Source organism: Flavobacterium sp. 1 (assembly GCF_002797935.1).
In the GTDB taxonomy this organism is placed as follows: Bacteria; Bacteroidota; Bacteroidia; order Flavobacteriales; family Flavobacteriaceae; genus Flavobacterium.
The window spans coordinates 2715402-2741143 of sequence record NZ_PGER01000001.1 but is presented as its reverse complement, the minus strand read 5'-3'; the positions used below and the strand labels follow the sequence as shown (position 1 = coordinate 2741143).

Sequence of the window (25742 nt, the reverse complement as noted above, 5' to 3'; positions counted from 1 at the left end):
AGGTTAATGAGGAGTTTAGTTAAAAGGTGCAAAAAATAATTTAAAATTTATAACTTACAGTTACTCTTGCATTAGTACCTGCTTCAGCTTGCCAGTAATACATATCGGTATAGCTGTAATATCCTCCAGAATATAAGTACTTGTTAAGTAAGTTGTTCACAATAAGGTTTATGTATACTTTTTTTATTTGATATGATACACCACCATCCAAACGGAAATAGTCAGGCAGCGCAGTAGTGTTATCAGGTGAAATATACCAAGGAGCTCTTCCTACCTGATATTGATATCCTAATGAAAGACCCAATCCGTTCAGTAATCCGTTATCTACTTTATAATTTAGCCAAGTGTTTTGAATATGTCTTGAACTTCCTGGAATTTGATTTCCTACCATATTTGGGTTGGTATCTTTGGTAGTTTTTCCTTCTGTGAAAGCATAATTGGCAACAATATCAAAGTTCTTAAAAATTTCTCCTCGAATGTCAATTTCAAAACCTTTTACCTTTTGCTGACCACTTTCTTTGCTAAATTGCTTAGCAGGTGTAGAATGTTCTGAGTCTAATGTAAGAATATTGTCTGTGGTAATTTGGTAGGCAGCAAACGTAGAATTCCATTTTCCGTTCAGCCAGTCTCTTTTGAAACCTAATTCTAAATTTGTTCCCGTTTGAGGACTAAAACTTTTTTCTTGCCAATCTGTACCATAGTTTTCTGTAAAAGACTCATCTCTCACAAAATAGGCAGATGTATTTTTGTCAATAGAATAACTTAATCCAATACGCGGCGTGAATTTATCGTTTTTTGAACCACCAGAATATACATCACCAGCTTTTAGTATAGTATATCTTCCAGCCAATGTTAAACGAAGTGCATTATCTAAGAATCCTAATTCATCCTGCGCATAAAAGCCTTTGTAATTATTATAATATTTTACGCCTCTGTCTTTAATATCTTTACTTCTGTCAAAAGTTGGCGAAGCTGGTATACCATGCACTGGGTTATAAATATCTAAATCTGGTAAAGTGAAAGATTGTGACCAGTCATGGTAATAGGTTTTGTCACTCATGTCAAATCCTCCTAATATTTTGTGAGAAACAGATCCAGTTTGAGCCTCGCCATTTACAAAAGCTTGTCCAGTATATATTTTTCCTAAAATATCCCAGTTCCCACCAGTTCTTTTAAGTATTGCATCATTTGCAGGATCAAAACCAGCTGGCCATAAAGACATTCCTTCTTGTTCGTAATTTAAGTAAGAACCTTGAGCAGTAATTTTCCATTTGTCATTTAGGCTATGTTCAAAAATACCCAAAAGACTTCTTTCCAGCATTTGTGTAGGATCTAATTCTTTCTCTGAAGTTGTGAAGCTTCTTGGTAATTCTTCGTAACCGTGCTTAGCATAAACATAGTTGCTTCCTATTGCATTTACTTTCGAAAATTGTTGTGTATATTCTAGCGTTGCAGAAGTTTTGTCTGAAAATAAATATTTTAATACAGGTGCAAAAGTATAACGGTCATTAAAATCAAAATCGCGGTAGCTGTCTTTCTTTTCTCCCATTGCATTGAAACGGTACAAAAGTTTTCCGTCTTTAGTCAATTTACCGTCTAAATCCAATGTACCTCTATACATACCATAACTTCCCAGAGATAAACTTGCTTCTCCTTTGTTTCTTCCGCTTGGTTTTTTGGTTACCACATTATAAAAACCACTTGGATTTCCGTTTGATAACATAAATCCTGCGGGGCCTTTTACAAATTCGATGCGTTCTACTAGACTCATGTCTTCCGTCAATGGGCCCCATGTAGTACTTACGTTCATACCATTTCTAAAAGCGGCAACTTGGCTTCCTCTCATAGTAATATTGGCATAATTATCCCAGTGCTCTACACGTGTAGCTCCACTCACGTTGCGGGTAACACCTTCAAGCATATTGTTAATTTGTTGGTCTTGGATCAGTTTTCCTGTTACTACCTGAATGTTTTGAGGGATTTCAATAATAGGGGATTGCAAGCGAAGTGAAGAAGAAATACGGTTGGTTTTAAAAGCACTTTTGTTACTCAAAACGACCACTTGGTTCAATTCGTTATTGGATAAAGAAAGATTGATGTTTACGCTTGCAGTTTCACCAGATACTATTGTTACGTTTTGTTGAACATCACTGTTACCAACTAATGTCACTATTAAAGTATAGCTGCCAGCTGGTAAGTTTTTGATAGCAAAAACACCGTTATTATCGGCGATGGTTGTTCTGTTTAATTCTTTTACAGTAACCGAAACTCCTTCTGCAGGTTTATTGTCACTGGTTTGAACGGTTCCTTTTAGACTTCCTTTGTTTTGTGCAAAAGCGCTAGCTGTGGAAAGGATAAATAGATATAAGAATAATTTAAATAAGGGTAATTGTTGATTCAAATATTTCATAGATTAAGATATAAAGTTTTTAATACACTAACTGTTGTTATTTAGAATAAATAAGAATAGTGCAAATGTAAAAATTATACTTAATTTAACTGTATTTATTTAGATTAATTATAAATAAATATTTTAACTCAATGATTTTGGCTGTTTTAGGAAATAAATAAAACTTTGCTTGTTTAGAGCAAAGTTTTATTTCTGTAAGATAAATGTTGTTATTTGACTATCGAATCTTTTTTCATTCCGAATTTTTCAGCGCTTATTTTCCCGAGTTGAACACCATAAATTGATGCGACAAGGCTGTCTTTGTTAATTTGTGTGTAGGTAATTTTTTGAGGATAATCGTGTTTTGGGTTTTCAAAAACCAGTTGTTTTTGTGTTCCAATAGTCATTTTAAAAGTAACGGCTTTGTTTTCGTTTTGACCTTTTACAGTAGCATTATAGAATAATTCTTCTCCTTTTTGCTGTAATGTTATGGTTTCAAAATGCAGTGTGTCTTTTTCTTTGATAAAAAAAGATTCTGCTTGAAAAGTACTGTCGTTTATGCGTTTCCAACTTTCAGAAAGATTACCGTCGTCAGTTTTGGTTTCCCATTTTCCCAATAACCAGTTGGCTGATTTTATTTTGTCTTTTTCATTTGCTTCAGAGTTTTTGCAGGAAACAATAACTAACAGAAGCAATATTGGAGCTATTTTTTGAAACATTGGTAAAAATATTTTCAGTTATTTTGAAATGCTAATTTATGAAAAAATAGATTAGTGTTTCTTTTTTAGTTTTAATTTAAAACAACTGTACATCTGCTTCAACTATTTATTGGAATTGCTTTTAATAGCAAGATTAGCTAACACTCAGTTAGCTAATCTTGATTGCTTTTTTTTCGCAAGTACTTTGATTGTGGATTTGTATTTACTGTTCTTTTTTATTGACCGCCAAAAAAAGCCAGCATTGTCTTCAATGCCACTTTCGAGTGCATTTTCTCTCCATTTTCAAGCGATTCCTGTGCCGCTTTTGTTGCTCTTTCATGCATTTGCAATTCATACAAAGTAATTGCTTCTTGTATCGAATTACAATTATCAGACGTTAGAAATTCATTTAGCTCCAATGCATCAAGCATCGCCATATTGGCGCCTTCTCCAGCAAAAGGGGGCATAACATGTGCGGCATCGCCAATGATTGTTGCATTAGGCAAAGATTTCCAAGTTTGATTTAAGGGTACACAATAAATCGGGCGCGGGATAAAAGGCGCTGCAACATTTTCGAATAGTTCGTACCAAATACAGCTCCATTCGGGATAATCTTTTTTAAACCATTCCAATATTTGTGTTTTATCAGCAAAATCCAGTCTGCTGTTAGTAGCCCAGTTTTCATCAGCTTTAAAACTTGCGTAAAAACCAAGATCACCGCCGCCTTTTTGTCCAAGCAATACATTTTTTGTGTTTCCAAATGCCATTATTTTTCCGCCCTTTAGCAAGGAATCGATATTTGGTGTTGTTTTTTTGGATTGGTAAATATTGCCTTCCAGCATCGTTATACCGGAATAGAATGGTTTGATGTCGGTGATATACGGTCGGATTTTAGAATTGGCGCCATCAGAACCAATTACAATATCTGCGTAAGCGGTTGAGCCGTTTTTGAAATGCAATAACCAGCCTTCGTTTTGTGCTTCCATCGAAATAAAATGACTGTCCCATTCAACCGTTTCTGGCTGTAAGGACTCGAGCAATATTTTTCGTAAGACACCGCGGTCGATTTCCGGGCGAAAATATTCATTCCCAAAATCCTCATCCCTATTCGTCTCGTAATCGCTCATAAATATTGTTGCGCTTTCGTCTACGATAAGCATTTTATCTGCACCCGGCAGAAAATTATTTTTAAATTCGTCAAATAAATTGGCTTTATGAATGGCTGCCAAACCCGATTCATCATGCAAATCCAGTGGAGAACCTTGCACTCGTGCATTTTTATTCAAATCTCTTTCATACACTTTTACATTTACGTTTTTCAATTGTAAAAGTCTTGCTAATGTGAGTCCGCCGGGACCGCCGCCTATGATTGCGACTTGTTTATTTTTTAGTAACATTCCGTATAATTTTAAGTACGGGACAAAATTATTGTTCTTTCAGGACGGATAATAGTATAAATCGGTCATTCTTATTTTTTAATAATTCGCTTGGAACTACGCCTGAAAATTTTTTAATCTCTTTGATGAAATGTGTTTGATCTGTGAAGTCGAGTTCTGGGTACAGCTTGCCTTTGGCAATATGCTGTAAGGAGGCCTTGAAGCGTAAAATTTTACAAAATGCGTTTAATGAAAGTCCAAATTGCTTATTGAAATAACGGTTGATCTGCCTGCTGTTCCAAGCTATTTCTTTTGAAAGTGTTTCTACTTTTATTTCGCCGTTTGAAGCATAAATTAATTCGAAAAGTTTGCATTTTCTTTCGTCAATTTTGTTGGGCAAAACTTCGTTTATTTTTAGAGCTATTTTTTTTTGAAATGCATCAAAATCTTTCAAATCATCGGCATTGATATCCCAAAAGTCTTTCGGAAGAATTTTTGCGCTATTTAAAAAAGAGGCAACAGAAGTCTGTAAAATATATTCGACCCCAAGCGGTTTAAAGCTGACTTTAAAGGCAAGAGTGTGTGGCGGAATAATTCTTTGTTCCGGTACTGTTTCCAAACCAATTAGCGTAATCTGAAAAGGTGCTAAGTCGGATTTCAGGAAAAATAAATCAACTCTTCCGTCAGGCATTAGAACTACTTCTTTTACCTTGTCTGATCGGTTATGAAACATCCCAATATTTTCCACAAAGTCAGCAATCGACTTGTCTGGCAGGATGAATTTGTAATAGAAGCCATCGTTCATGTGTTCTGACTTAGAAGTGTATCGCTTTAAAATGGTGGACAAAGTTCGCTGTTTGGTGGATTGGATAGGTCAACTCTGTTTTCTTTTGGATAAATTTAATGTTTTTTTCAAATCCAAAGTAAAGTTCGGATTTATTTCCTTAGTAATGAACGGGAGAAGGTTTGCCCTAAAGGGACAAAGTTTGAACCGTTTTTTTGCATCTTCGCGTCTTTTCAACAACTGAATTTAGAAAAAGCATAGCAGGAAATTCTTAACTTAAAATAGTACCCAATAACTATAAAACACTTTCATTCAAAATAGAATAAACCAGTTCTTTGGTAGGTTTTTGATCTTTCAATTTCTCTCTGACCGCATCAAAAGTGACTTTAAAATCACAGCCCAATTTATAATCAGAGCAGCCATAAGCGGTTTTACCTTTCAGAATTGTTCCTTTTTTGCATTTCGGGCAAGTCAAAGTATCAGGAGTTGTTTTTACGGCAGTTTTCTTCGGTTCAAATTTGAGTTTGAAATTTTCTTCAAAACGGATTAAGCCTTCAACTGTACCAGAATCGGTTTTAAAGTCTTTCAAGTTTACAGTCGAACCCTTTTGAACCAACCGCAAATATTGACTTTCGGAAATCTTTTTTCCTGCGAAAACATAAGGCAGTACAAAATCACAGCCCGATTTATATTCACTGCACCCATAAGCTGATCTTCCTTTTATCAGATTTCCTTTTTGGCATTTTGGACAAACTTCTGCCAAAATTCCTGCGGCTTTTTTTTTCTCAATTGTTGTAGCTTGTTTTTGAACAGTTCCGGCATGCGAAATATTGGCGCGGGTCGTTTCGCTTCGTACTTCAGTAACCAAAGCTTCGACCATGTGTTTCATGTTTTTAATGAATGCACCAGCGGTAAAAGTTCCTCTTTCAATATCTTTCAGCTGCTTTTCCCAAGAACCCGTAAGTTCAGCTGATTTTATTAATTCATTCTGAATCGTATCAATAAGCTGAATTCCAGTGGGTGTTGGCAAAACCTGTTTTTTGTTTCGAACGATGTATTGGCGTTTGAAAAGCGTTTCGATAATATTCGCCCGCGTTGACGGACGGCCAATACCATTTTCTTTCATCAATTCGCGTAAATCCTCATCATCGACTTGCTTGCCCGCGGTTTCCATGGCGCGCAATAAAGTTGCCTCAGTAAATTGATTGGGCGGTTTGGTTTCTTTTTCTAAAAACGAAGGTACATGCGGTCCTTTTTCGCCTACCACAAAACTCGGCAGTATATCGGCTTCTTTTTCTTTTGCGTTTGGATCTTCAAAAACAACGCGAAATCCCTTTTTCAAAATTTCTTTCCCTGTGGTTTTGAATAGTACATCGGCCGCTTTTCCAATTACTGTGGTATTGGCTACCAAACAATCGTCATAGAACACCGCAATAAATCGTTTTACAATTATGTCATAAACCTGCTGCTGATTGTATTGCAAATTAGATTGTACTCCAGTTGGAATAATAGCGTGGTGATCTGTTACTTTTTTATCGTTGAAAACTTTGGATGATTTTTTTATCTTTTTACCTAAAAGAGGCTGCGTCAATTCGGCATAATTAGTCAGTTTTTGCAGAATTCCAGGCACTTTCGGATAAATATCATTCGGAAGAAATGTTGTATCGACTCTGGGATAGGTGACTACTTTTTGTTCGTATAAAGTTTGGACAATTTTAAGCGTTTCATCTGCCGAGAAACCAAATTTTTGATTGCAATATACCTGTAAACCTGTTAAGTCAAAAAGCTTTGGCGCATACTCATTGCCGTTCTTTTTTTCGACAGAAACAATTTCGAACTCACTTTCCTTGACTTTATTGGCTAGAATTTCGCCATCTTCCTTTTTCAAAAAGCGTCCTTCCTCATAATTGAAAAGCGTCTCTCTGTATAAAGTCTGCAGTTCCCAATAGGGCTGTGGTTTGAAATTCTCAATCTCTTTAAATCGGTCAACGACCATGGCTAAGGTTGGGGTCTGAACCCGCCCAATAGACAATACTTGTTTGTACCCGCCATGTTTTACAGTGTACAAACGGGTGGCATTCATGCCGAGTAACCAGTCGCCAATGGCTCTGGAAAATCCTGCATAGTATAAATTATCGTAGTTGGCAGATGGTTTTAGGTTTTCAAAACCCTCTTTGATGGCTTCGGTGGTTAGGGACGAAATCCATAAACGCTGTACTTCGCCTTTGTATTGGGCTTCGTTCATTACCCAGCGCTGAATGAGTTCTCCTTCTTGCCCGGCATCCCCGCAGTTGATGACCAATTCGGCTTTGTCAAATAAACCTTTTACAATTCTAAACTGTTTTTGAATCCCCGAATTCTGCACCACTTTGGTTTCAAATTTTTCCGGGAGCATAGGCAGATTGTTCAAATCCCAGCTTTTCCAATGCGGTTTGTAATCGTTGGGTTCTTTTAAGGTGCATAAATGCCCAAAAGTGTAGGTCACGGCATAACCGTTGCCTTCGTAATAACCGTCATGCTTGGTATTGGCTCCCAAAACGGATGCGATTTCGCGTGCTACACTTGGTTTTTCGGCAATACAGACCTTCATTTTTTTCTTCTAATTTTGAAGGTGCAAATTAGGAATTTAGAAATTGGTATTAAAAAGAAATTTTAGGGAGTTGTGAACGGAGTAAGTAATGAAGTGGGGTAGAGTGAGGAACGAGTTGTTTGTTGGGACAAAAGTAAATTAAGTTGCTTTGCAAAGACTCATAGTTTTGTGGGGTATCCCAACTTTCAAAGAATATTTTTGGGGTATTAGCAAGATATTCACAACAGCGTTTAGAGCTTATCTCTGCTAATGCTAGCTGGAGCTTAAAACAAAAGAACCTCTCTTAATTTTCTTAAAGAGAGGTTGTTTTTGTGATTTTATTCTGTTTTATTTTTTAGCAATCGTTTTAACGAATGTCTCTTTATCTGTAGTCACTTTTACCAAATAGTTTCCAATACTAAGGTTACTTACATCGATAGATTCAGTATTGCTTGAACTTTTAACTAATGTTCCCGTCATATTATAAATCATAATGCTTTCTATTTTCTGGTTAGAAGGAGTTATGTTTAATTGGTTCGTTACCGGATTTGGATATAAAACCAAGTTTGTGGCTTCGGTACTTTGTGCTGCTTTAGTTTTTTGAGCAGTACGTAATGTAGTATTGTATTTAGTCTCAATATAAAATAGGTTCGCAACAGATCCTTTGAGTATAGTATTTGCACCAGCTGAAAGCGATGCGCTAACTATTCCTGCCGAAGCAGTGTAGGATATATTGTTAATCTTAATTGTTCCAGAAAAAGTAGGATCAAACACTAAAGTTAATGTTGAGGCAGCCGTTGTTGTAAAAGTTATAGTTGTGCTTGACTCTATTTTTAAACGCTTTGTCAATGTCAAACCATTATATGTTGCTGATCCGTCAGTAGAATTCATATTTCCTGTGATGGTATAGAATGAGCTAACTTTTCCTGATGTTGTGAAATTATGTATTTCATTACCGGAAGAAACCGTTGTAACTGTTATAGTTCCTGATCCAGTTGCAGGTGTTCCTGCACCGGTAGTACTAATGGAATATGATAAAGTAGCCGTTGGAGTTCCTGAGATAGTTATTGTTTTGGCTGTAGTGTTTTTTACAAAACTAATTCCTGATGCAGGTAATCCAGTCACAGTAGCATCGGTTGCATTTCCACCCCAAGTGAAAACAATTGAGCCAATCGCAGTGCCACTCGTTACTGTTTGGTTATTGTTGGCACTTGAAGTTAGTGTTTGAGTACCTGATGCCGTAACCGTGATGGTTCCTGATCCAGTTGCAGGAGTACCTGCGGTACCTGTTGTGCTAATAGAATAAGTAACTGTAGCTGTTGGAGTTCCTGTTATAGTTATTGTTTTGGCTGTGGTGTTTTTTACAAAACTAATTCCTGATGCAGGTAATCCAGTCACGGTTGCATCGGTTGCATCTCCACCCCAGGTGAAAACAATTGAGCCAATCGCAGTGCCACTCGTTACTGTTTGATTGTTATTGGCAGTTGAAGTTAGTGTCTGACTGCCTGCGGGTGTAGTTTCTCCTTGTACTGAAACTAATGTTGTGTTATAATTCGTAAGTGCAGACTTAAATGCTGTAATTACAAGTGATGATGCATCATCTACGGCATTGTCAAAAGTCCATTTTAGATCACCGCCAGAAACACGTCCTGCGTATTGAACTACTTTAGTTTGGGCAACTGCAGGCTGATCTATCACCAAATTTTTAACATAGAATGCAGTATTGGTATCAAAGTTATTGTATGAATTGGCTCCAAGTTTCGATTTAATGCTGCTGCTGATAACTTCACCTCTGGTTGCTGTTTCAATAGCGTCAAATTCAACAGGATAATTAGTGGCATTGTATGGAACATAGCGTGTTTGACCAGTCATTGTATTATTAAATGCTTTAATTGTTCCTCCAGCTTCACCAGAAAAAGTACCTGTAGAATCATAAAATATATCAGTGCCTTGTTTAGAAGTAAGCATAGGGTATTTACAATTGCGGAAAAAATTCCCTTCCATAAATAATGAAGAACCTAATGTTGATCCTGCTCCATATTTAGAATTTCCGTCATAATAGTTGTTATAAATGTGTGCTGAATAGTAACGAACCCTTGGGTGGCGAGAATCAGAATGATCGAACCAGTTATGGTGATACGTAATATATAAACCGGTTGTAGTTCCTTCGCTTAAGCCTAAAAGACTGGCTTTTCCACTATCCCAAAAGTGGTTGTAAGCCAATGTTACATAAGTTGATGATTTATTGTCTAATGCGCCATCGCCTTTTATTTGGTCAGCGTCACTACCGGCATCACCATAGAATAAATCGCAATTGTGAACCCAAATATGATCATTGTCCTGCTGCATTCCAATATTGTCTCCTGCTGTACTGTTGCAGTTCATAACTCCGATATTGCTGACTTCGATATTCGATGCTGATTTAAGACGAACACCCCAGCCATTGGCAACTGCATCTGTGCCAACGCCTTCCAGAGTAAGGTAGGATGATGCATTATTTGAATTTTCAATAACAATATCTCCGCCTTCCATTACAGACATATCGGTAATATTTCCAATCAAACGAATGATAAACGGACGCGCGTCTTGTCCCTTTTTAATAGCATATAAAATATTTTGCAAGCCAACACAAGGATTTGTGCTGGCACCAGTGATATTCATCGAAATTGTGTTTTTGGTATTTTGGGTAACATAAAGAATTACGGCATTGTCTTTTGGAGTCCCATTGGCTTTATATCCTCCGGGAATTCGACCGCTGTCAAAAGCAAAACCATTACGGTCTTGAGCCACAACGGTTAAATTGCCTGTTGTGGTTCCCGTGCCTTCATTTCCTGAAATAACGGGTTTTACAGTAAGAGTATAAGAGCCCGCAGTGAGACCAGGTACATCGGCACGATAATAAGAACCATAACTGCGGATAAGTTGTGTGTCAATTTTTTTGTTGGTTTCTCCGCCACCGGAGTAATATACATTGTAGCTGCCAGCTCCAGAAACGGGAGTCCATTTTACAAAGGCAGATTCTAGCCATCCTGACGATTCATTAATAGTAACTGTCTGTGCCCAGATTTGGATCGAGGCCAATAAGGCGATCGTGTAAAATAAAAGTTTTTCATAATTTGGTTTTTTGGTTTTTTAATTGGTTTTGTTAACGATTAGCATTTTTGTAGTATATAACTGTTTTGCAATCGATTACACAAATGTATATAATTTATTTTATATTGATTAAAAAATTTGTCATATAATTTTTAATAAATTTTATTAATAGTAAAAAAAGGCTTAAATATTATGTTTTATTCGTATTTAAGGTTAATTATATGATGTATTACTTTTTTTATTTATCATAAAAAATGACAAATTGTAATCGATTGTTTAGTGTTAATGAGTAGTTTTTGTTAATATATTCTTTGATTTTTATATATGTATAGGGTTTTTATTATAATAATTGCCGATAATTTTGTAAAATAAATTTTAAGTTGGAATGTTGTTTTTAAATATCAAAAACTAGTGAAATCTTTGTTTGCTGAGGAGGTGCATGATAAAAGGGTTTTGACTTAGCTGGAATATTCCCATCAGTGCTTTATTGAGAGGAACAAAGCGCTCAAGCGTTAGCTAATCACATTAACTAAAATAATTATAGAATAGCAATAGAGATTGTGTTTTTGCACACGATTGAGGGAACTACTCAAGGGTCAACGATAAATCAGATTACAGAAAAAATGTTTGTTTCTCCTGATACCATAAAATATTACAGAAGAAAAATTTTCGAAATTTTTGAGGTTAAAAATTTCGCAGAAGCCCTTTCTTTTGCCATAGACAATAAGATTATTTAAATTTTTGGATTTCCGCTTTAAAGAAGTTTTTTTAGGGAGTTTAAATAAACCCGCTCTGCAAAGTCGTGAGAATACGGAGCGGGTTTTGTTTGGAATTCCTTAGTTAATTTACTGCAGTTAACTTTCTGTCAGTTGGTCTGAAATACCAAGACAGAATTATAAAAATGGTTTGAAAAAGCGGTCCAAAAATAGCTTTCCCGGCATCGCCCATTGCCAAATGCGAAAATAATGCGCCCGTCATCAGGAAAAAGAATCCTGCGTATGCCCATTCTTTTAAGAGTTTGTTTTTTGGGATTAAAATAGCGATAACTCCAAGGATTTTCCAAACGCCGATAATGTTCATAAAGTACATTGGATAGCCAGTGTGGGCAATAAGTTCATTCATTTCTTTGGTGTGCAGCAACTGTGATATACCGCTTCCTAACATGCCAACAGACAAAAGTGCTGTGGCTGTCCAATAAATTATTCTGTTTTTCTTTGTCATGATATATTATTTTAATTGGTTTACGATTTCCTGCAGGCGGTTATGCGCCATATTTATTCCTTGTGCGAATGGAAGTTTTAGAATCTGGTCTCTGATTTCGACTGATTTATAAACCACGTGCATGGTGAGTTTGCTGGTGCTGTCAGTCACTTTTTCAAATTCTAAAAATTCCAGCTGAACGCCAAAGGGGGTATTGCTCATTTCAAATGTTCTTGTGATTTTTTCGTTAAGGATAAACTCATGGATTGTTCCGTTAAAGCTATGTTTGTTTCCTTTAGGATCAGTAGTTTCAAATTGATAACTGCCGTGATTTTTGTTTTCAAGTTTCAGCACTTTTGTTCCCATCCACTGCGCGACAATTTCGGGTTCTGCATAGGCTTTGAACAGTAATTCCAAAGGCAGATCAAATGCTCTTGTGATCACTAATTCCTGCTTGCCGTCAACGGCATTGATTTTTGTTTTTAGTTCCATGGCGTTTATTCTTTTGGTTTGTAATTTTTCATAATGTCTTCCAGTTTATTAAATCGGTCATCCCACATTTTTCGGAAAGGTTCTATAAAATCGGCTATCTCTTTCATTTTTTTTGCATTCAGATGGTAGTAGATTTCCCTTCCGCTTTGTTCGGCAGTGAGCAGGTCACATTCGGTTAAAATTTGTAGATGTTTTGAAACCGTTGGTCTTGCCGTGTCAAAATTGGATGCAATTGTTCCCGCTGTCATCGATTGTGTAGTTACCAGCATCAGTATTGCTCTGCGTGTGGGATCGGCAATTGCCTGAAAAACGTCTCTTCTTAAATTCATCGTGAAGTTATTTGACTACAAATATAAGTGTAGTTAAGTAGCTACGCAAATTTTTTGAGAATTATTTTGTAGAAGTTGGAAATATGGGGATATCCGTTTCGATGATTTTGTTGGATTTATTTTTGATAGAGAGGCTGCTTCGTTCCTCTCAAGGACTTTGATTGAGGAATTGTATTGCTTACTCAACGTGTATGGCGAACTCGAAAGACTTTGCTGAGCTGGTGGCTATAATGGACCATATTTTTTTCTATACTGTTCTAATTCTGAATCGGTTTTTATGAGGAGTTTTTCTAAAAGCTCAATTTTATCTTCATATAGTTTTGTTATCATTGGGCAGACATCTGAATTGATAAGGATACTGCCGTTATAATCTCCATTTATATTATTGAAACTATTGAAATATTTTTGTGTATCAAATGTAATGATTGCTTCGACGCTAACTCCTAAAATACGAGCAATCTCTTCTAATTTCTTGTAACTCAAATCTGTTTTTCCTTTTTCTATTTTACTATAGCCTGCTTGTGTAATTCCCAGCTGTTCTGCCATGTATTCTTGAGTATAATTTTTCAACTCTCTTAGGCTTTTAATATTTTTTTTTATAGAAAAAGTTTTCATAATTAATTTGAGGGAATCTTGCGTAATTAAAGTAACAGATTACCAAATGGTTGTATAGTTATCATAGGTTTTAATTTACAATGTTAAACTCTTTTTAGAGTTAAGAAATATAAAAGATGTTATTCACTTTTTCTGATAGTAATGATAAAGCCATATATTATGGCTATACCTATTAAAGCTAAATCGTAGTTTGAGATTTTTATAAACTGCATTTTACTAATTTTAATTATTTAAATGCTTTTTTGCACTAATTGTTCAAACTTTTGATTCAAGTATATATCTATTTGTTTTCTTATTGTCTGTCTATCAATTGCCTTAATTTTAATTTTGGTTTCCTTGCCGTAAATATCTTGGACTAGTACATAGTATTCGAATTCAGCTATATTGTTAAATCGCAGAATAGTAATCACAGTATAACATAGTATTGTAGGAACTAAATAGTATAAATCTATTATATCTGAAAAAAGCATGCAATAATAAGCTAAAGCCGTAACCGCAATAAAAGAACCATCTTCAAGATAAAAAGTCGTCTTTTTTCTGATTAAACCCAGGCAGCTAATTTCATTAAAAGAATACTGCCATTTTTTTGTTCCATAGTGAAATAGAACTTTATTGTGTACAAATGTGAGAAACATATAAATCAATATTTATTTAAAATAGAATTTCCTATTGTAAAAAATGTAAAAAGAAACTACACTAAAAACAATGCAAAAAGATATAAAAGCACCTTAAAGCATATTATAATATGCATTTTATGAGACTGCTTCTTCCAGCAATATTACAGAGTATAGTTTTGTTTTCGTGTGATTTAAATTGTAGAATATAACTTAGAGTTATAATTAATGCAGAAAAAACTTTATTTTATATAGTGTTTTACCGCATCAATGTTTTTAAATTCCTACAGCATGTTTTTTTAAGTTTTTAATCAATTCATTGCTTTTTGTTTTTTACTTTTTGACATAATTAAGGCAAAATAAATGTTTTTTAAAAAAGTGTCTGATAATCAAATGATTACTATTTTTTGTTTGAATAAACTTTTTTTGGAGTAGTATTGAGTATTAACAAAAATACATAAATAATCGATAAAATACATTTTTTATTGTTTTTTGAAAGTTAATTACTATTTATTTTAATATAATTCTCAATAAAGTTGTATCAATTAGAAAATTTACTCAAGGATTTGTTGGATTTACTTTTGATAAAGAGGCACGCTAACGTCTTGTTCGCTTCTTTAGAGTGAGGAACTTTGATTGTGGAATTGAATTGTGGAATTGTATTCCTTGCTAAGCGTGTGTAACGAAGTCGGGAGACTTCGTAGAGCTGAGGTATTTTATCTGTTGAGCAGATATCATTATCGTCATGGTACGATTGTTGTATATTTTTTTTTCATAAAAAAAATATACCGTTCGGTATTATTTTATATCTTTGTCCAATAAATTTATAATATTATCTTTTTAAAATGTCAAAAGCAGAACAAACACGTCAACTGATTATAGAAAAAACAGCCTCCCTTTTTAATAAAAATGGATATGCTGGAACATCTTTGTCTGATATTACAGCTGCAACCGGACTTACAAAAGGAAGTATATATGGGAATTTTAAAAACAAAGAAGAGGTTGTTGTTGCAGTATTCAAGCACAGTTCAGGAGAATTATCAAAGAAAATGGGGGAGGCTATTGCAACGGAGAATAAGGCTTACAATCAACTTATTGCATTTACTGATTTTTATCGAAATAATTGGTCTCCAATTTTTGAAAAAGGGGGATGCCCATTACTAAATTCAGCGATAGAAGCGGATGATGCAATGCCTTTTATGAAAACCACAGTACAGCATTCGTTTGTGAATTGGGCTGAGAGAGTGGCAAAAATTATTGAATTAGGCATTGAAAAAAAAGAGTTTAACAAAGAAATTAATCCAAAGGATTATGCTAATACATTTATAATGCTAATTGAAGGCGGTATTTTGCTTTCCAAATTGGCAAATAAACCGGATAATTTATACCTAGCTTTAAACAGAGTCGTTAAAATTATTAATGAAGAAATAGTAGAATAAAAAAATTTAATCAAAAACATACCGATTGGTATATTTAAAAAAAAAACAATAAAAATTAAAACAACAAATAACACCGTTTTAATCTCAGGCGGAAGTGCAGGTATTTCACCCGCTGTAGCAGCGGAACAGTTTGTTGCAGGACTAGAACAGAATGAATTTGAAATTAGAATTGGACAAACTGAAGATATGTATCGTTTGTACCTGTCCTCTTCAGAAGAAGCACTTCAACTAATGAACTAGACAAGAGTTCAGGAAATGACTTCGTAATATAATATTCAGATATTTTAAAAAATAGAATCCATGAAAGAGAAAATCGCATTTGCATTGATAATGGGAATCGTCACAACGGGAATTATTTCCTTTACATTGATAACGATAAACCTTGGTTGGGCACATTTACATTTAGCCGTTTGGCTAAAATCTTGGCTAGTAGCATATTTAATAGTGATTCCTGCCATCTTAATTATTTCGCCATTTGTTGAAAAAATGGTAAGTTTTATAATTCCAAAAAAAATAATGAAATGAAACGAGTTGTAATTACAGGATTAGGAACCATAAATCCGTTGGGAAATGATGTGGCATCTTTTTGGAAAAACAGTCTTGAAGGGAAAAGCAGTACGGGGATTATCACCCGTTTTGATGCTTCAAAATTCCGTACACAAATTGCTGCTGAAATAAAGGATTTTGAACCCCAAAAATATCTGGATCGAAACGAAATAAAACGCAGCGATTTGTTTACGCAATATGCGTTGTACAGTGCATCACAGGCATTGGAAGATTCTGGACTGGATATTTCTAAAATCGATCCTTTCGATATTGGTGTAATTTGGGGAGTCGGGCAAGGCGGAATGGAAACTTTTGAATCTGAAGTTGAAAATTATGTAACGGGCAATTATGTTCCAAGGTTTAGTCCGTTTTTTGTACCCCGATTAATTGTGAATATGGCTTCTGGAATGATTTCTATGAAATTTGGTCTGCAGGGGATTAATTACACCACGGTTTCTGCCTGTGCGACTTCTAATACTGCCATTATGGATGCCTTTAATTACATCCGTCTTGGCAAGGCCAAAATATTTGTAAGCGGTGGCTCAGAAGCGCCTATTACTGCGGCTTCGGTTGGTGGTTTTTGTGCCATGAAAGCAATGTCTGCCAGAAATAACGATCCGCTCACAGCCAGTCGTCCTTTTGATAAAGACCGTGATGGTTTTGTGATGGGGGAAGGAGCAGGAGCATTGATTTTGGAAGAGTATGAACACGCCAAAAAACGCGGAGCCAAAATTTATGCCGAATTAGCCGGCGCTTCAATGACTGCAGATGCGTATCACATGACATCACCTCATCCTGAAGGTTTAGGCGCTGCCAAAGCAATGCAGCTGGCTCTGGAAGAAGCAAAACTGGATATATCGCAATTGGATTATTTGAATTTACATGCGACTTCGACGCCTGTTGGAGATATTGCCGAATTGAAAGCCGTAAACAAAACGTTTAAAGGTTCGAAAAATTTGTGGGTAAGCTCCAGCAAATCGATGACAGGACATTTATTGGGAGCAGCAGGAGCAATTGAAGCTATTCTGGCTATAAAATCAATCAATGAAAATACAATTCCGCCCACCATCAACATAGAAAATATTGATCCCGAAATTCCTGAAAATATTCAAATCGTAAGGAATGAACCTTTGCAAAAAAATATACAAACAGCAATGAGCAATGCTTTTGGCTTTGGCGGACATAATTCTACTTTGATTTTTCAGGAAGTATAGGTTTGTTTTTTGTTAAGTGCTGTTGATAGTGGGGCTCTTCTTCTCCTAAGGATTTTGATTGCGGAGTTGTATTGCCTGCTCACCATGTGTGGCGAAGTCGGAAGACTTCGCCGAGCTGGAGTTAAATGAACTTTGTTTTGTCTGGATCTTTCTCCCTTTTTCTTCGTTAAAAAATCGTTCAATAGCCCAGTTATTTTGTGTTGTCCTCTATTGGAAATAAAAAAAACCACGAAATAACATAACTGTTATTTCGTGGTTTTTTATTTTAAGTTCAAAATAAATTTTCAACTTTCATTGAACAAAATCAATTACGGTTGTATGTATTTTTGTATTTCCAAAGTCACTTCCTTGGGGAAATCAAGGGCATTAGACTGATTGTAAACTGTTGTATGTTGATAAGATGCTTGACAAAAAAAATGATCATTTCCTTCTGATAAAGCGGATATATTCAAACTCATTGGTGCTTCGCTTGCTCCTTTAGGTTTTCCATCAAAAGTATATTCGTGTGTGGTTCTTCCATAAATACGAGTATAGTTGGCCAAAATTAATTTCACTTGACTTTCTTTGAATCTTAAAAGATCTAGTGACTTTCCTGTCAATGCTAATCTTCCATAGGCATCACTATTATAGATGGTTGGTATTTTATCAAGCATTGCTACTTCCCATGCGTGAGGAACTATGTCGTAATTATTGATTACAGAATGGTAGTTGTTAGCCAATTTTTTTTCGGCAAATCTAGCCAATGCAGCATTTCCTGAGGTAGGCCCTGCACTAGGATAACAAGAAACAGTAAGATTATTAATTGTATTTATTTCTTTCATCTCAATCAATTTCAAAGCCAATAGCGGAGACAATGCACCACCCAAACTGTGACCACAAGTTGCTATTTCTACATTTTCATTCAAGTTGAGCGTACTAAAAAATTGTAGTAAATCGTTTTTATTATCTTTCATTTTTAATAATATACCCAAACCATCTGAACTACCCTTAGAAATTTTAGCCTTTGGGACACCATTCCAATCTACCATTACTCCTACTTTTGCATCCTCATCCACCCATCCAAAATCTGAAATGGCATTAGTACCTGCCACTGCAACTACATATAAGGTTTTGGTAGGGTCTTCTGGATCTTGAGATTTTACAACATACATGGTGTTGTCCGTAACATATTGTCCAACATGTTTGGGATTATTTTTTTTATCGCTAACAACAGAATTCTTTAAGCAAGGTCCCCAAACCAGTTCCCACTTGCCAATAAAATCGGTTAGTGTTGAATCTTTTAACGCCGTAGTTATTCTTGACGTTGCTTTTTCTTGCAAAGCGGTTTCTGAAATTTCATAACTATTCTGATTGCAATTAGACAATGAAGATAGTACCGCAATAACTTGTTGTTTTTTTGGGATATTCGCAACTTGTGGAACATCCATTTCTTTTGTGTCTTCCATTTTTTTGTTGGGTGTTGAGGTAATTCTAAACAAGTTTATAACAAAGAATCTAAAATCATTAAAAAGATGACACAGGATGTTAAAACGTTGTCACAAATAAGTTAATGAGCTCGATAAGACTTCATGCAAAGAAAAAGTATTTTATCATGTTCAGGGCTTTTTAGAGCTTTAAAAAAGCGAAAAGTCATAAGAATTTGCGGAGTATCTCCGTATTCAAAGAGTACTTTGCGGAGTTGGGGTAAGTGGGGTGGGGATCTACGTTCGCTGAGTCTTTGCTTCGTTCCGATAATTATCGGAACGAAGCAATCTCACTTGCTACATCCGTTCCAATGATTTGTTGGGTTTGCTTTTGATAGTGAGATTGCTTCGTTCCTCGCAAGGACTTTGATTGTGGAATTGTATTGTTTGCTTTGTGTGTGTGACGAAGTCGGGAGACTTCGCCAGCTGGAAGTCTGGAGACTTCGTAATCTGAAGAATTATATTTTTGTTAAAAGAATTTCTGTAGGGCTTATAAATTCTACTTTAATCTGATCGCCAATTTGCGCCTGAATATGTTTAAACCATTTACCTAGAAGTTTTAAATCTCCATAACCATGTAAATTTTTAGCATATATATCCCCTTTTTTTCTGTTTCCAGAAGCTTTTAGTTCTTCATTCTTTAAAAAGTTATCACTTGTGCTAAATTTATAAATGTTGCTTTGCTTTGTAAAATGAAGATTAGTTATATTAAATGATAAGGCATATTTTGAAGGAATTGGGAGATAACTTTCATTATTAATTTGAGGTCTTGAATTAGTTTTTCTATGAGTACCCCAACCTAAATGAGTTTTCTTTAGAGTTGCTAAGTAATAATTTCCTGTGTTTGGCATATCTTTTTATGGTCAGTTTATATTTTATTAATGTTTTTTGCTACGTCCTTTCTTATTTGTTTTGGAGCTTTGAAAATCTGGGCTATTATTTTTTTATGCAATATGTAGATTTTCAGTTTTCTGCTTTTTTTGGATTTCCTTTATCGTTAGTTCTTTACCAAATATTTCTTGGTGTAATCCAGTATTATTTATTGATTTAACTAATTCTTGAATAGCTTCTGATGAAAAATAAACTTTAGATTTTTTTGAAAAGCTGTCTGTAGTTTCAATCCAAATAAATTGTTTGAAATCTTGATTTATCGAATTTTCATCAGGATCATCAACTTTAAATTCTGAACTATTTGCCCACTTCAAATGCGCTATTAATATTTTCAATTGAGCAGTTGTTATTTTATAAATTGCTTTATTTTGTACTGCTTTTGCAAGATTACTTAAAATTATATGATCTCTATTGTTTTGAAATTCACCAACGATTTTATAAAGAGGTTTCCCCTCGTTAGTTGTTATTTTACCTATTTCTCCTGCAGTAATAGCATTTAAAATAATATTAAACACTCCATTGTGAGTTTTATCAATTTCAATGTCACTACCTGATAGAACATTATCTTTGCTATTAAAACCGTAAACTTTATTTTGCATAGGATTCAAAATAAGAACTTCTCTAGGATTTATATCTACCATTTCAGGTAAAAGTTTTGACCATATTTCCATAAATTCTTTGCTTTTTTCATTTGCTTTCATTTGAATAAAACGGTTGAAACTTGCAGTTGAAATATTAGCGTGTTCATTTTTACTGGAAGCTCTGTAATAAATTGCACCATTCAATATTTTGTATTCAGGAAAATTATCTCTAGGTACAAGAATGTTATTGTTTTTTTCTATAATGATGTAAAAGAATTTTCTAGCTCCAACTTGAAACATTTGTAAATCTAAGGAAACTCCAACGTTCGTAATTTTTACAAATTGTTGGGTTACGTCATTTAAATCGATATTTGTTAAAAGGTCAACATTTGGTTTGTCAAGACCTGTGTCAGAATAATTACCACTACTATCTTCATTTATGCCAATTAATATAATTCCACCGTCAGCATTTGAAAATGAGAGAATGTCTTTTGCAAAATTCATTAAAAAAAGCTCAATGTTTGATTTTGAAGAAGTAATATTTAATTTAAGTTTATAATCAATTAAATTATTTTCTTTTGGAAAAACTCCATTATTTTTAATTTCTGAAATTATATTTTCAACTTTCGATTTTAATTCAATTAAGTTCATAATATTAAATTTTTCATTTAAACAATTTTTGTTGTATTTTCAGAAAATGGTGGGCTAACTATGCAGTATAATATGAATTTTGTTTGACTCATACTTTTTAGCAGTATTGCTGTTCTCAAATATATAAATTAACATTGATAAACTGATAAATCTATTTCTCAAAACTAACTCTTTTATCTTCAATAACTTTGCGGAAAGCCGTAAATGCTCTTTTTTACCGAAAAAGCCCTAGCCCTGATAGAAGCGACATCCTTTTTATTCGCTTTTTTTGCGAATAAAAAGATATAGCGGATAGCAGGAAACAGCTCCTAAAAAAATTAAAATTTCACCTAAATTATCTTAATCCTATTCTCTGGTTACGGTAAATTGTAAACTGAATAGTTTTTTTGTACTTTTGCACTCCAATAAAAGGAATAAGAAAATGTTAGATAGACTTCAAATAGTAAAACAACGTTTCGATGAGATCTCGGATTTGATCATTCAGCCGGATGTAATCTCAGATCAGAAGCGTTATGTGCAATTGAATCAAGAGTATAAAAATTTAAAAGCTTTGGCTGAAAAGCGTGATGAGTATGTGCTTTTGATGGCTAATATAGATGAGGCAAACGAAATTATTGCTGACGGCAGTGATGCCGATATGACCGAAATGGCCAAAATGCAGCTGGATGAAGCAAAGGAAAGATTGCCGGAACTTGAGGACGAAATCAAGTTTATGCTGATCCCAAAAGATCCTGAAGATGCCAAAAACGTGATGGTCGAGATTCGTGCCGGAACGGGTGGGGATGAAGCGAGTATTTTTGCAGGTGATTTGTTCAGAATGTACACTAAATATTGTGAGAATCAAGGTTGGAGAACTTCGGTTGTGGATATGAACGAAGGAACTTCGGGAGGTTTCAAAGAGGTTATTTTTGAAGTTACAGGGGAGGATGTTTATGGAACTTTGAAGTTTGAAGCAGGTGTTCACCGTGTACAGCGTGTACCGCAAACGGAAACGCAAGGTCGTGTGCATACATCGGCTGCGACTGTTATGGTGCTTCCGGAAGCGGAGGAATTTGATGTGCAGATTGATATGAACGATGTTCGTGTGGATTTCTTCTGTTCATCAGGACCTGGAGGACAATCGGTAAATACTACGAAATCGGCTGTACGTTTGACGCACATTCCAACAGGATTGGTGGCGCAGTGTCAGGATCAAAAATCACAGCACAAGAATAAAGACAAAGCTTTGACGGTTTTGCGTTCTCGTTTATACGAAATGGAATTGGCCAAAAAACAAGCTGAAGATGCTACCAAACGTACTTCGCAGGTAAGTTCAGGTGACCGTTCGGCTAAGATTAGAACTTACAATTATGCTCAAGGACGTGTAACAGATCATAGAGTTGGTTTGACTTTATATGATTTAGGAAATATCATGAACGGTGATATCCAAAAAATTGTTGACGAATTGCAGTTAGTTAACAATATGGAGAAATTAAAAGAAGCTAGTGAAGTTTTCTAAAAAAATAATACGCTAAATTTCAAACACTTAGTTGGTTATAAAACCGATTAAGTGTTTTTTTATGCCTGAATAAAATTTTATAATAAAAATTGTATTAATAATAACTAAAATCTATTAGATGAAAAAATCATTACTGTTTTTAATTGTTTTGTTTTCAATTGTAAAAGCAAATGCCCAATCCTATATGGGGTACATTCCGGATAATTATGCTGGAGTTCAAGGAGTTCTTTTTAATCCGGCTTCTATTGTTGATTCCCGTTTTAAAACGGATATTAATCTGTTTTCTGCCAGCGGAACTTTGACCAATGATTTTTATGGTCTAAGCTTATTCGATTTATCTAAAGATTCTTATGAGGTTAATAGAGACGGAGCCAGAATCCCTAAAAAAATAATGGGGGATTTGTTTTTTCTGATGTGATGGGACCTTCATTTATGTTTAATATAGCTCCAAAACATTCTATTGCTCTTTATACCAGAGCAAGAGCTGTTGTGAATTTAGTTGATATAAACGGAGAATTATATGACAAGGTGAAAGACGGTATTGATGACGCTTCTAGTTTTGATATTCCTGTGGGAAGTCCAAATTTTGTAGGACATGCGTGGGGTGAAGTTGGATTGTCTTATGCCGCTGTTTTATGGCAAAGCAAACAGCATTTTCTAAAAGGAGGTCTTACTGCTAAATATTTAGTTGGAGGTGTTAATTCTTATGCAAAAGGAAGTAATGTAAATGCAAAATTTAATAAAACAAATAATCCTTTGACCAGCACACTTACCACTAAGGGTGAATTTGTTTTAGGAACCAGTCAGGATTATATTACCGGAGATGAGGATGTAAAATTTGACTCTGAATCAAAGGGGTATGGAGCAGATTTTGGTTTGATATATGAATGGAGACCAGATTATGAATCGTATGATTTAAAAAATGCTAAAGCAGTTGATAATAATTTTAGAGACTTAAATAAATATAAATTGCGTTTTGGCTTCTCTGTAACTGATTTAGGATCCATTAAATATAAAAATGTAAAAAGAGAAGTTTATGATTTAAACAAAACAATCAGCCAAGCGAATGTTGAAAATGCTGACAATATCGAAGACTTTTTAAATCTTTATAATAATCCGGTTACGACTTATAAAGACGAGAATGTTAATTTGCCTGCTGTAGCGCATTTGGATATTGATTGGAATATGCACAAGAAATTCTATTTGAACTTAAATGGGAATCTTAGTTTAGCGAATAAATCTAATTTAAATACATCAAGCACTGCAAATATTTGGGTTTTAACTCCCCGATATGAAACGAGATGGTTTACATTCTCACTGCCAATAAATTATATGGAATACAGCGGCATGCAGGTAGGGACTGGATTGCGTTTTGGACCGCTTTTTGTTGGTTCCAGCTCTTTGATTACCAATGTGCTTTCAAAAGAATCAAAAGCGGCAGATGTTTATTTTGGTTTCAAAATCCCAGTTTATCAAAAGAAATTTAAAGATACGGATGGAGACGGTATTTTAGATAATAACGATTCTTGTCCAAAGCTTGCAGGACCAATTGAAAACAAAGGCTGTCCTTGGCCTGATACTGATGCTGACACTGTTACAGATAATGAAGATGCATGTCCTACTGTTGCAGGGCCTGCTGAAAATAAAGGATGCCCATGGGGTGATGCTGATAAAGATACTGTTCTTGATAATGCTGATGCCTGTCCAAGCACTGCAGGGCCGGTTGAAAATAAAGGTTGTCCTTGGCCAGATACTGATGGCGATTCAGTGCTGGATAAAGATGATAAATGCCCTACTGAGAAAGGATTGGTTGCTAATGCCGGCTGTCCTGAACTTGATGCAGATAAAGACGGTGTTCTTGATAAAGAAGATGAGTGTCCTGCTGTTGCTGGACCTGCTAGTAATAAAGGCTGTCCAGAAGTGACTAAAGAAGCATTAAAAGAACTTAAAGTTCAAGCGAGTGCTGTGTTCTTTGTTACTGGAAAAGCAGTTTTGCAAACAGCCGATAAAGGTCAGACTGACGGAAGATTGGATGCTATTAAAGAAATTATCAAGAATTATCCAAATGCTAAATTCTCTATTGAAGGGCATACTGATAACGTAGGAAATGCAATAGCTAATCAAAAACTTTCTGAAGCGAGAGCCAAAGCAGTTATGGATGCATTAGTTGCTAAAGGCGTTAATCCTGAAAATTTAACGTATAAAGGATTTGGAGCGGCCAAACCAGTTGCCAGCAATAAAACAGCTGCGGGAAGAGCCCAAAACAGAAGAACTGAAGTAATTCACGTAGGAACTGTCTACGAAGGAAAATTATAATTTTGTTATATACATTAATAAAAATGAGGCCTGCGAAGGCCTCATTTTTTTTTGATACTATTCTCAAAAGAGTGCAGGTAGAAAATAGGACTGCAGCTTTATGATGTGTGTTCTAAATTATTTTTTTGCCTCAGCATTTTCATCTGATTTTGCTCCCATTCTATTAAGCGTATACATTGGAGCAAACTTAAGTTTCAGGCCGGCAATTTTATTATTGTCATGACTGGTTAAACCTTCTTTTTCAACGGTGTTTTTTCGTGAATCTAATGCTTCATAAACAATTTTGATTTCATCCCAATCTTCACGAGAATAAGAATCTTTGTTTTTTTTCACTGTACTTACGAAGTTGTCATATACACTTAGTATATTGTCTTTGTTGACCCAATTGAATTTCATGTCATCATTAACATAATTAGGACCGAATAAGGTTTTATAAATCACAGTTTTTGTGTTGTTTTCATCTTCTGAGTTGTTTTTATCTAATTTTTCTTTTTCAGATAAAATATTGGTTTTGAATTCTTCATATCTGAGCGATGCAGTTTTTAAGCTGTCCTGCAGTTTTGTTTTATCAGTTGCAGCTTCCAATGAAATTTCGGCCTCCGATTTCAATCTTGCATAATCACTTTCTATTATAGCCCAGTTATCTATGGCTTTTTCTTGTTGGACATTGTTTAAGGAATCGACATAACTGCTGTAAGCATCCAATGATTTTTGTGCTTTTTCCTGTTTTTCATCTTTACATGATGCAAAAGCTATTACAGTTGCTACTATTGCGAATGTTAATTTTAAATTTTTCATTTTATAAATTTTTTAATGATTAAATTAATTTTGGAATCTATTTTTGGTATTAGAGAATTATTTTAAACTCCTCCTCCGTTTATTAATCTTAGTAAAATAGCGATAATAGCTATTATCAGTGAAAGATGTATTATTATCCTATTACTATAAAAAAAGCCCCTCAGTACCCATTATATTATAAAAATG

At 34.8% G+C, this 25742-nt stretch carries 21 protein-coding genes; 7 read left to right on the top strand and 14 right to left on the bottom strand.

Annotation, left to right across the window (positions count from 1 at the left end):
- Positions 1-40 precede the first annotated feature (40 nt).
- The 6 genes from CLU83_RS11005 to CLU83_RS10975 form a co-directional block, all read right to left on the bottom strand.
- Positions 41-2410 carry a TonB-dependent receptor gene (locus tag CLU83_RS11005; RefSeq protein ID WP_100431654.1) on the bottom strand — a complete coding sequence of 790 codons (2370 nt, stop codon included), beginning with the start codon at positions 2408-2410 and terminating at the stop codon, positions 41-43.
- Positions 2411-2619: 209 nt separating this feature from the next.
- Entirely contained in the window at positions 2620-3108 is a 489-nt protein-coding gene (locus CLU83_RS11000) for a DUF6265 family protein (RefSeq protein ID WP_100431653.1), read from the bottom strand.
- A gap of 215 nt (positions 3109-3323) precedes the next feature.
- A complete protein-coding gene (locus tag CLU83_RS10995) occupies positions 3324-4484 on the bottom strand; it encodes an NAD(P)/FAD-dependent oxidoreductase (RefSeq protein WP_100431652.1) in 1161 nt (386 codons plus the stop codon).
- Between the two features lie 28 nt (positions 4485-4512).
- Positions 4513-5310 carry an AraC family transcriptional regulator gene (locus CLU83_RS10990; protein WP_232727065.1) on the bottom strand — a complete coding sequence of 266 codons (798 nt, stop codon included), beginning with the start codon at positions 5308-5310 and terminating at the stop codon, positions 4513-4515.
- A 232-nt stretch (positions 5311-5542) separates the two neighbouring features.
- Positions 5543-7837 (bottom strand): type IA DNA topoisomerase, encoded by a 2295-nt coding sequence (locus tag CLU83_RS10980; protein WP_100431649.1) that lies wholly within the window; start codon positions 7835-7837, stop codon positions 5543-5545.
- Between the two features lie 327 nt (positions 7838-8164).
- Entirely contained in the window at positions 8165-10897 is a 2733-nt protein-coding gene (locus CLU83_RS10975; RefSeq protein ID WP_232727064.1) for a T9SS type A sorting domain-containing protein, read from the bottom strand.
- A 572-nt stretch (positions 10898-11469) separates the two neighbouring features.
- Here CLU83_RS10975 and CLU83_RS22670 point away from each other — a divergent pair.
- Positions 11470-11646, top strand: coding sequence for a LuxR C-terminal-related transcriptional regulator (locus tag CLU83_RS22670; protein ID WP_255410952.1), 177 nt, complete (start codon positions 11470-11472; stop codon positions 11644-11646).
- Between the two features lie 103 nt (positions 11647-11749).
- On the opposite strand, the gene CLU83_RS10965 is transcribed toward CLU83_RS22670, so the two are convergent.
- The 4 genes from CLU83_RS10965 to CLU83_RS10950 form a co-directional block, all read right to left on the bottom strand.
- Positions 11750-12130 carry a DoxX family protein gene (locus CLU83_RS10965; RefSeq protein WP_100431647.1) on the bottom strand — a complete coding sequence of 127 codons (381 nt, stop codon included), beginning with the start codon at positions 12128-12130 and terminating at the stop codon, positions 11750-11752.
- Between the two features lie 6 nt (positions 12131-12136).
- On the bottom strand, positions 12137-12601 hold the full coding sequence (locus CLU83_RS10960; protein WP_100431646.1) for an SRPBCC domain-containing protein: 465 nt from the start codon (positions 12599-12601) through the stop codon (positions 12137-12139).
- A 5-nt stretch (positions 12602-12606) separates the two neighbouring features.
- The gene (locus tag CLU83_RS10955) at positions 12607-12930 is read right to left on the bottom strand and encodes a metalloregulator ArsR/SmtB family transcription factor (RefSeq protein ID WP_100431645.1); all 324 of its coding nucleotides are present in this window, start codon (positions 12928-12930) and stop codon (positions 12607-12609) included.
- A 225-nt stretch (positions 12931-13155) separates the two neighbouring features.
- Positions 13156-13545: a helix-turn-helix domain-containing protein gene (locus CLU83_RS10950; RefSeq protein ID WP_100431644.1), complete on the bottom strand. Its 390-nt coding sequence runs from the start codon at positions 13543-13545 to the stop codon at positions 13156-13158.
- A gap of 1459 nt (positions 13546-15004) precedes the next feature.
- On the opposite strand from CLU83_RS10950, the gene CLU83_RS10940 reads away from it, so the two are divergent.
- The 3 genes from CLU83_RS10940 (at position 15005) to fabF (ending at position 17358) form a co-directional block, all read left to right on the top strand.
- A complete protein-coding gene (locus CLU83_RS10940; protein WP_100431642.1) occupies positions 15005-15598 on the top strand; it encodes a TetR/AcrR family transcriptional regulator in 594 nt (197 codons plus the stop codon).
- A 300-nt stretch (positions 15599-15898) separates the two neighbouring features.
- Positions 15899-16123 (top strand): DUF2798 domain-containing protein, encoded by a 225-nt coding sequence (locus CLU83_RS10935; RefSeq protein ID WP_100431641.1) that lies wholly within the window; start codon positions 15899-15901, stop codon positions 16121-16123.
- Entirely contained in the window at positions 16120-17358 is a 1239-nt protein-coding gene (fabF, locus tag CLU83_RS10930) for a beta-ketoacyl-ACP synthase II (RefSeq protein ID WP_100431640.1), read from the top strand. Before CLU83_RS10935 ends, fabF begins: the two co-directional genes overlap by 4 nt.
- 308 nt (positions 17359-17666) lie before the next feature.
- On the opposite strand, the gene CLU83_RS10925 is transcribed toward fabF, so the two are convergent.
- From CLU83_RS10925 to CLU83_RS10915, 3 genes are all read right to left on the bottom strand, one after another.
- Positions 17667-18803 carry a lipase gene (locus CLU83_RS10925; protein ID WP_100431639.1) on the bottom strand — a complete coding sequence of 379 codons (1137 nt, stop codon included), beginning with the start codon at positions 18801-18803 and terminating at the stop codon, positions 17667-17669.
- A 476-nt stretch (positions 18804-19279) separates the two neighbouring features.
- Positions 19280-19672: a hypothetical protein gene (locus CLU83_RS10920; RefSeq protein WP_100431638.1), complete on the bottom strand. Its 393-nt coding sequence runs from the start codon at positions 19670-19672 to the stop codon at positions 19280-19282.
- Between the two features lie 93 nt (positions 19673-19765).
- Positions 19766-20944 (bottom strand): ATP-binding protein, encoded by a 1179-nt coding sequence (locus tag CLU83_RS10915; protein ID WP_100431637.1) that lies wholly within the window; start codon positions 20942-20944, stop codon positions 19766-19768.
- A gap of 421 nt (positions 20945-21365) precedes the next feature.
- On the opposite strand from CLU83_RS10915, the gene prfA reads away from it, so the two are divergent.
- The 3 genes from prfA to CLU83_RS22470 all read left to right on the top strand — a co-directional run bounded on the left by prfA (position 21366) and on the right by CLU83_RS22470 (position 24758).
- The gene (prfA, locus tag CLU83_RS10910; protein WP_100431636.1) at positions 21366-22442 is read left to right on the top strand and encodes a peptide chain release factor 1; all 1077 of its coding nucleotides are present in this window, start codon (positions 21366-21368) and stop codon (positions 22440-22442) included.
- 118 nt (positions 22443-22560) lie between these two features.
- The gene (locus CLU83_RS22270; RefSeq protein ID WP_198512284.1) at positions 22561-22860 is read left to right on the top strand and encodes a hypothetical protein; all 300 of its coding nucleotides are present in this window, start codon (positions 22561-22563) and stop codon (positions 22858-22860) included.
- A gap of 14 nt (positions 22861-22874) precedes the next feature.
- The gene (locus tag CLU83_RS22470; RefSeq protein ID WP_232727060.1) at positions 22875-24758 is read left to right on the top strand and encodes a DUF5723 family protein; all 1884 of its coding nucleotides are present in this window, start codon (positions 22875-22877) and stop codon (positions 24756-24758) included.
- 117 nt (positions 24759-24875) lie between these two features.
- Here the strand turns inward: CLU83_RS22470 and CLU83_RS10900 are convergent, their stop codons facing one another.
- The gene (locus tag CLU83_RS10900) at positions 24876-25556 is read right to left on the bottom strand and encodes a DUF6565 domain-containing protein (RefSeq protein WP_100431635.1); all 681 of its coding nucleotides are present in this window, start codon (positions 25554-25556) and stop codon (positions 24876-24878) included.
- Positions 25557-25742 lie beyond the last annotated feature (186 nt).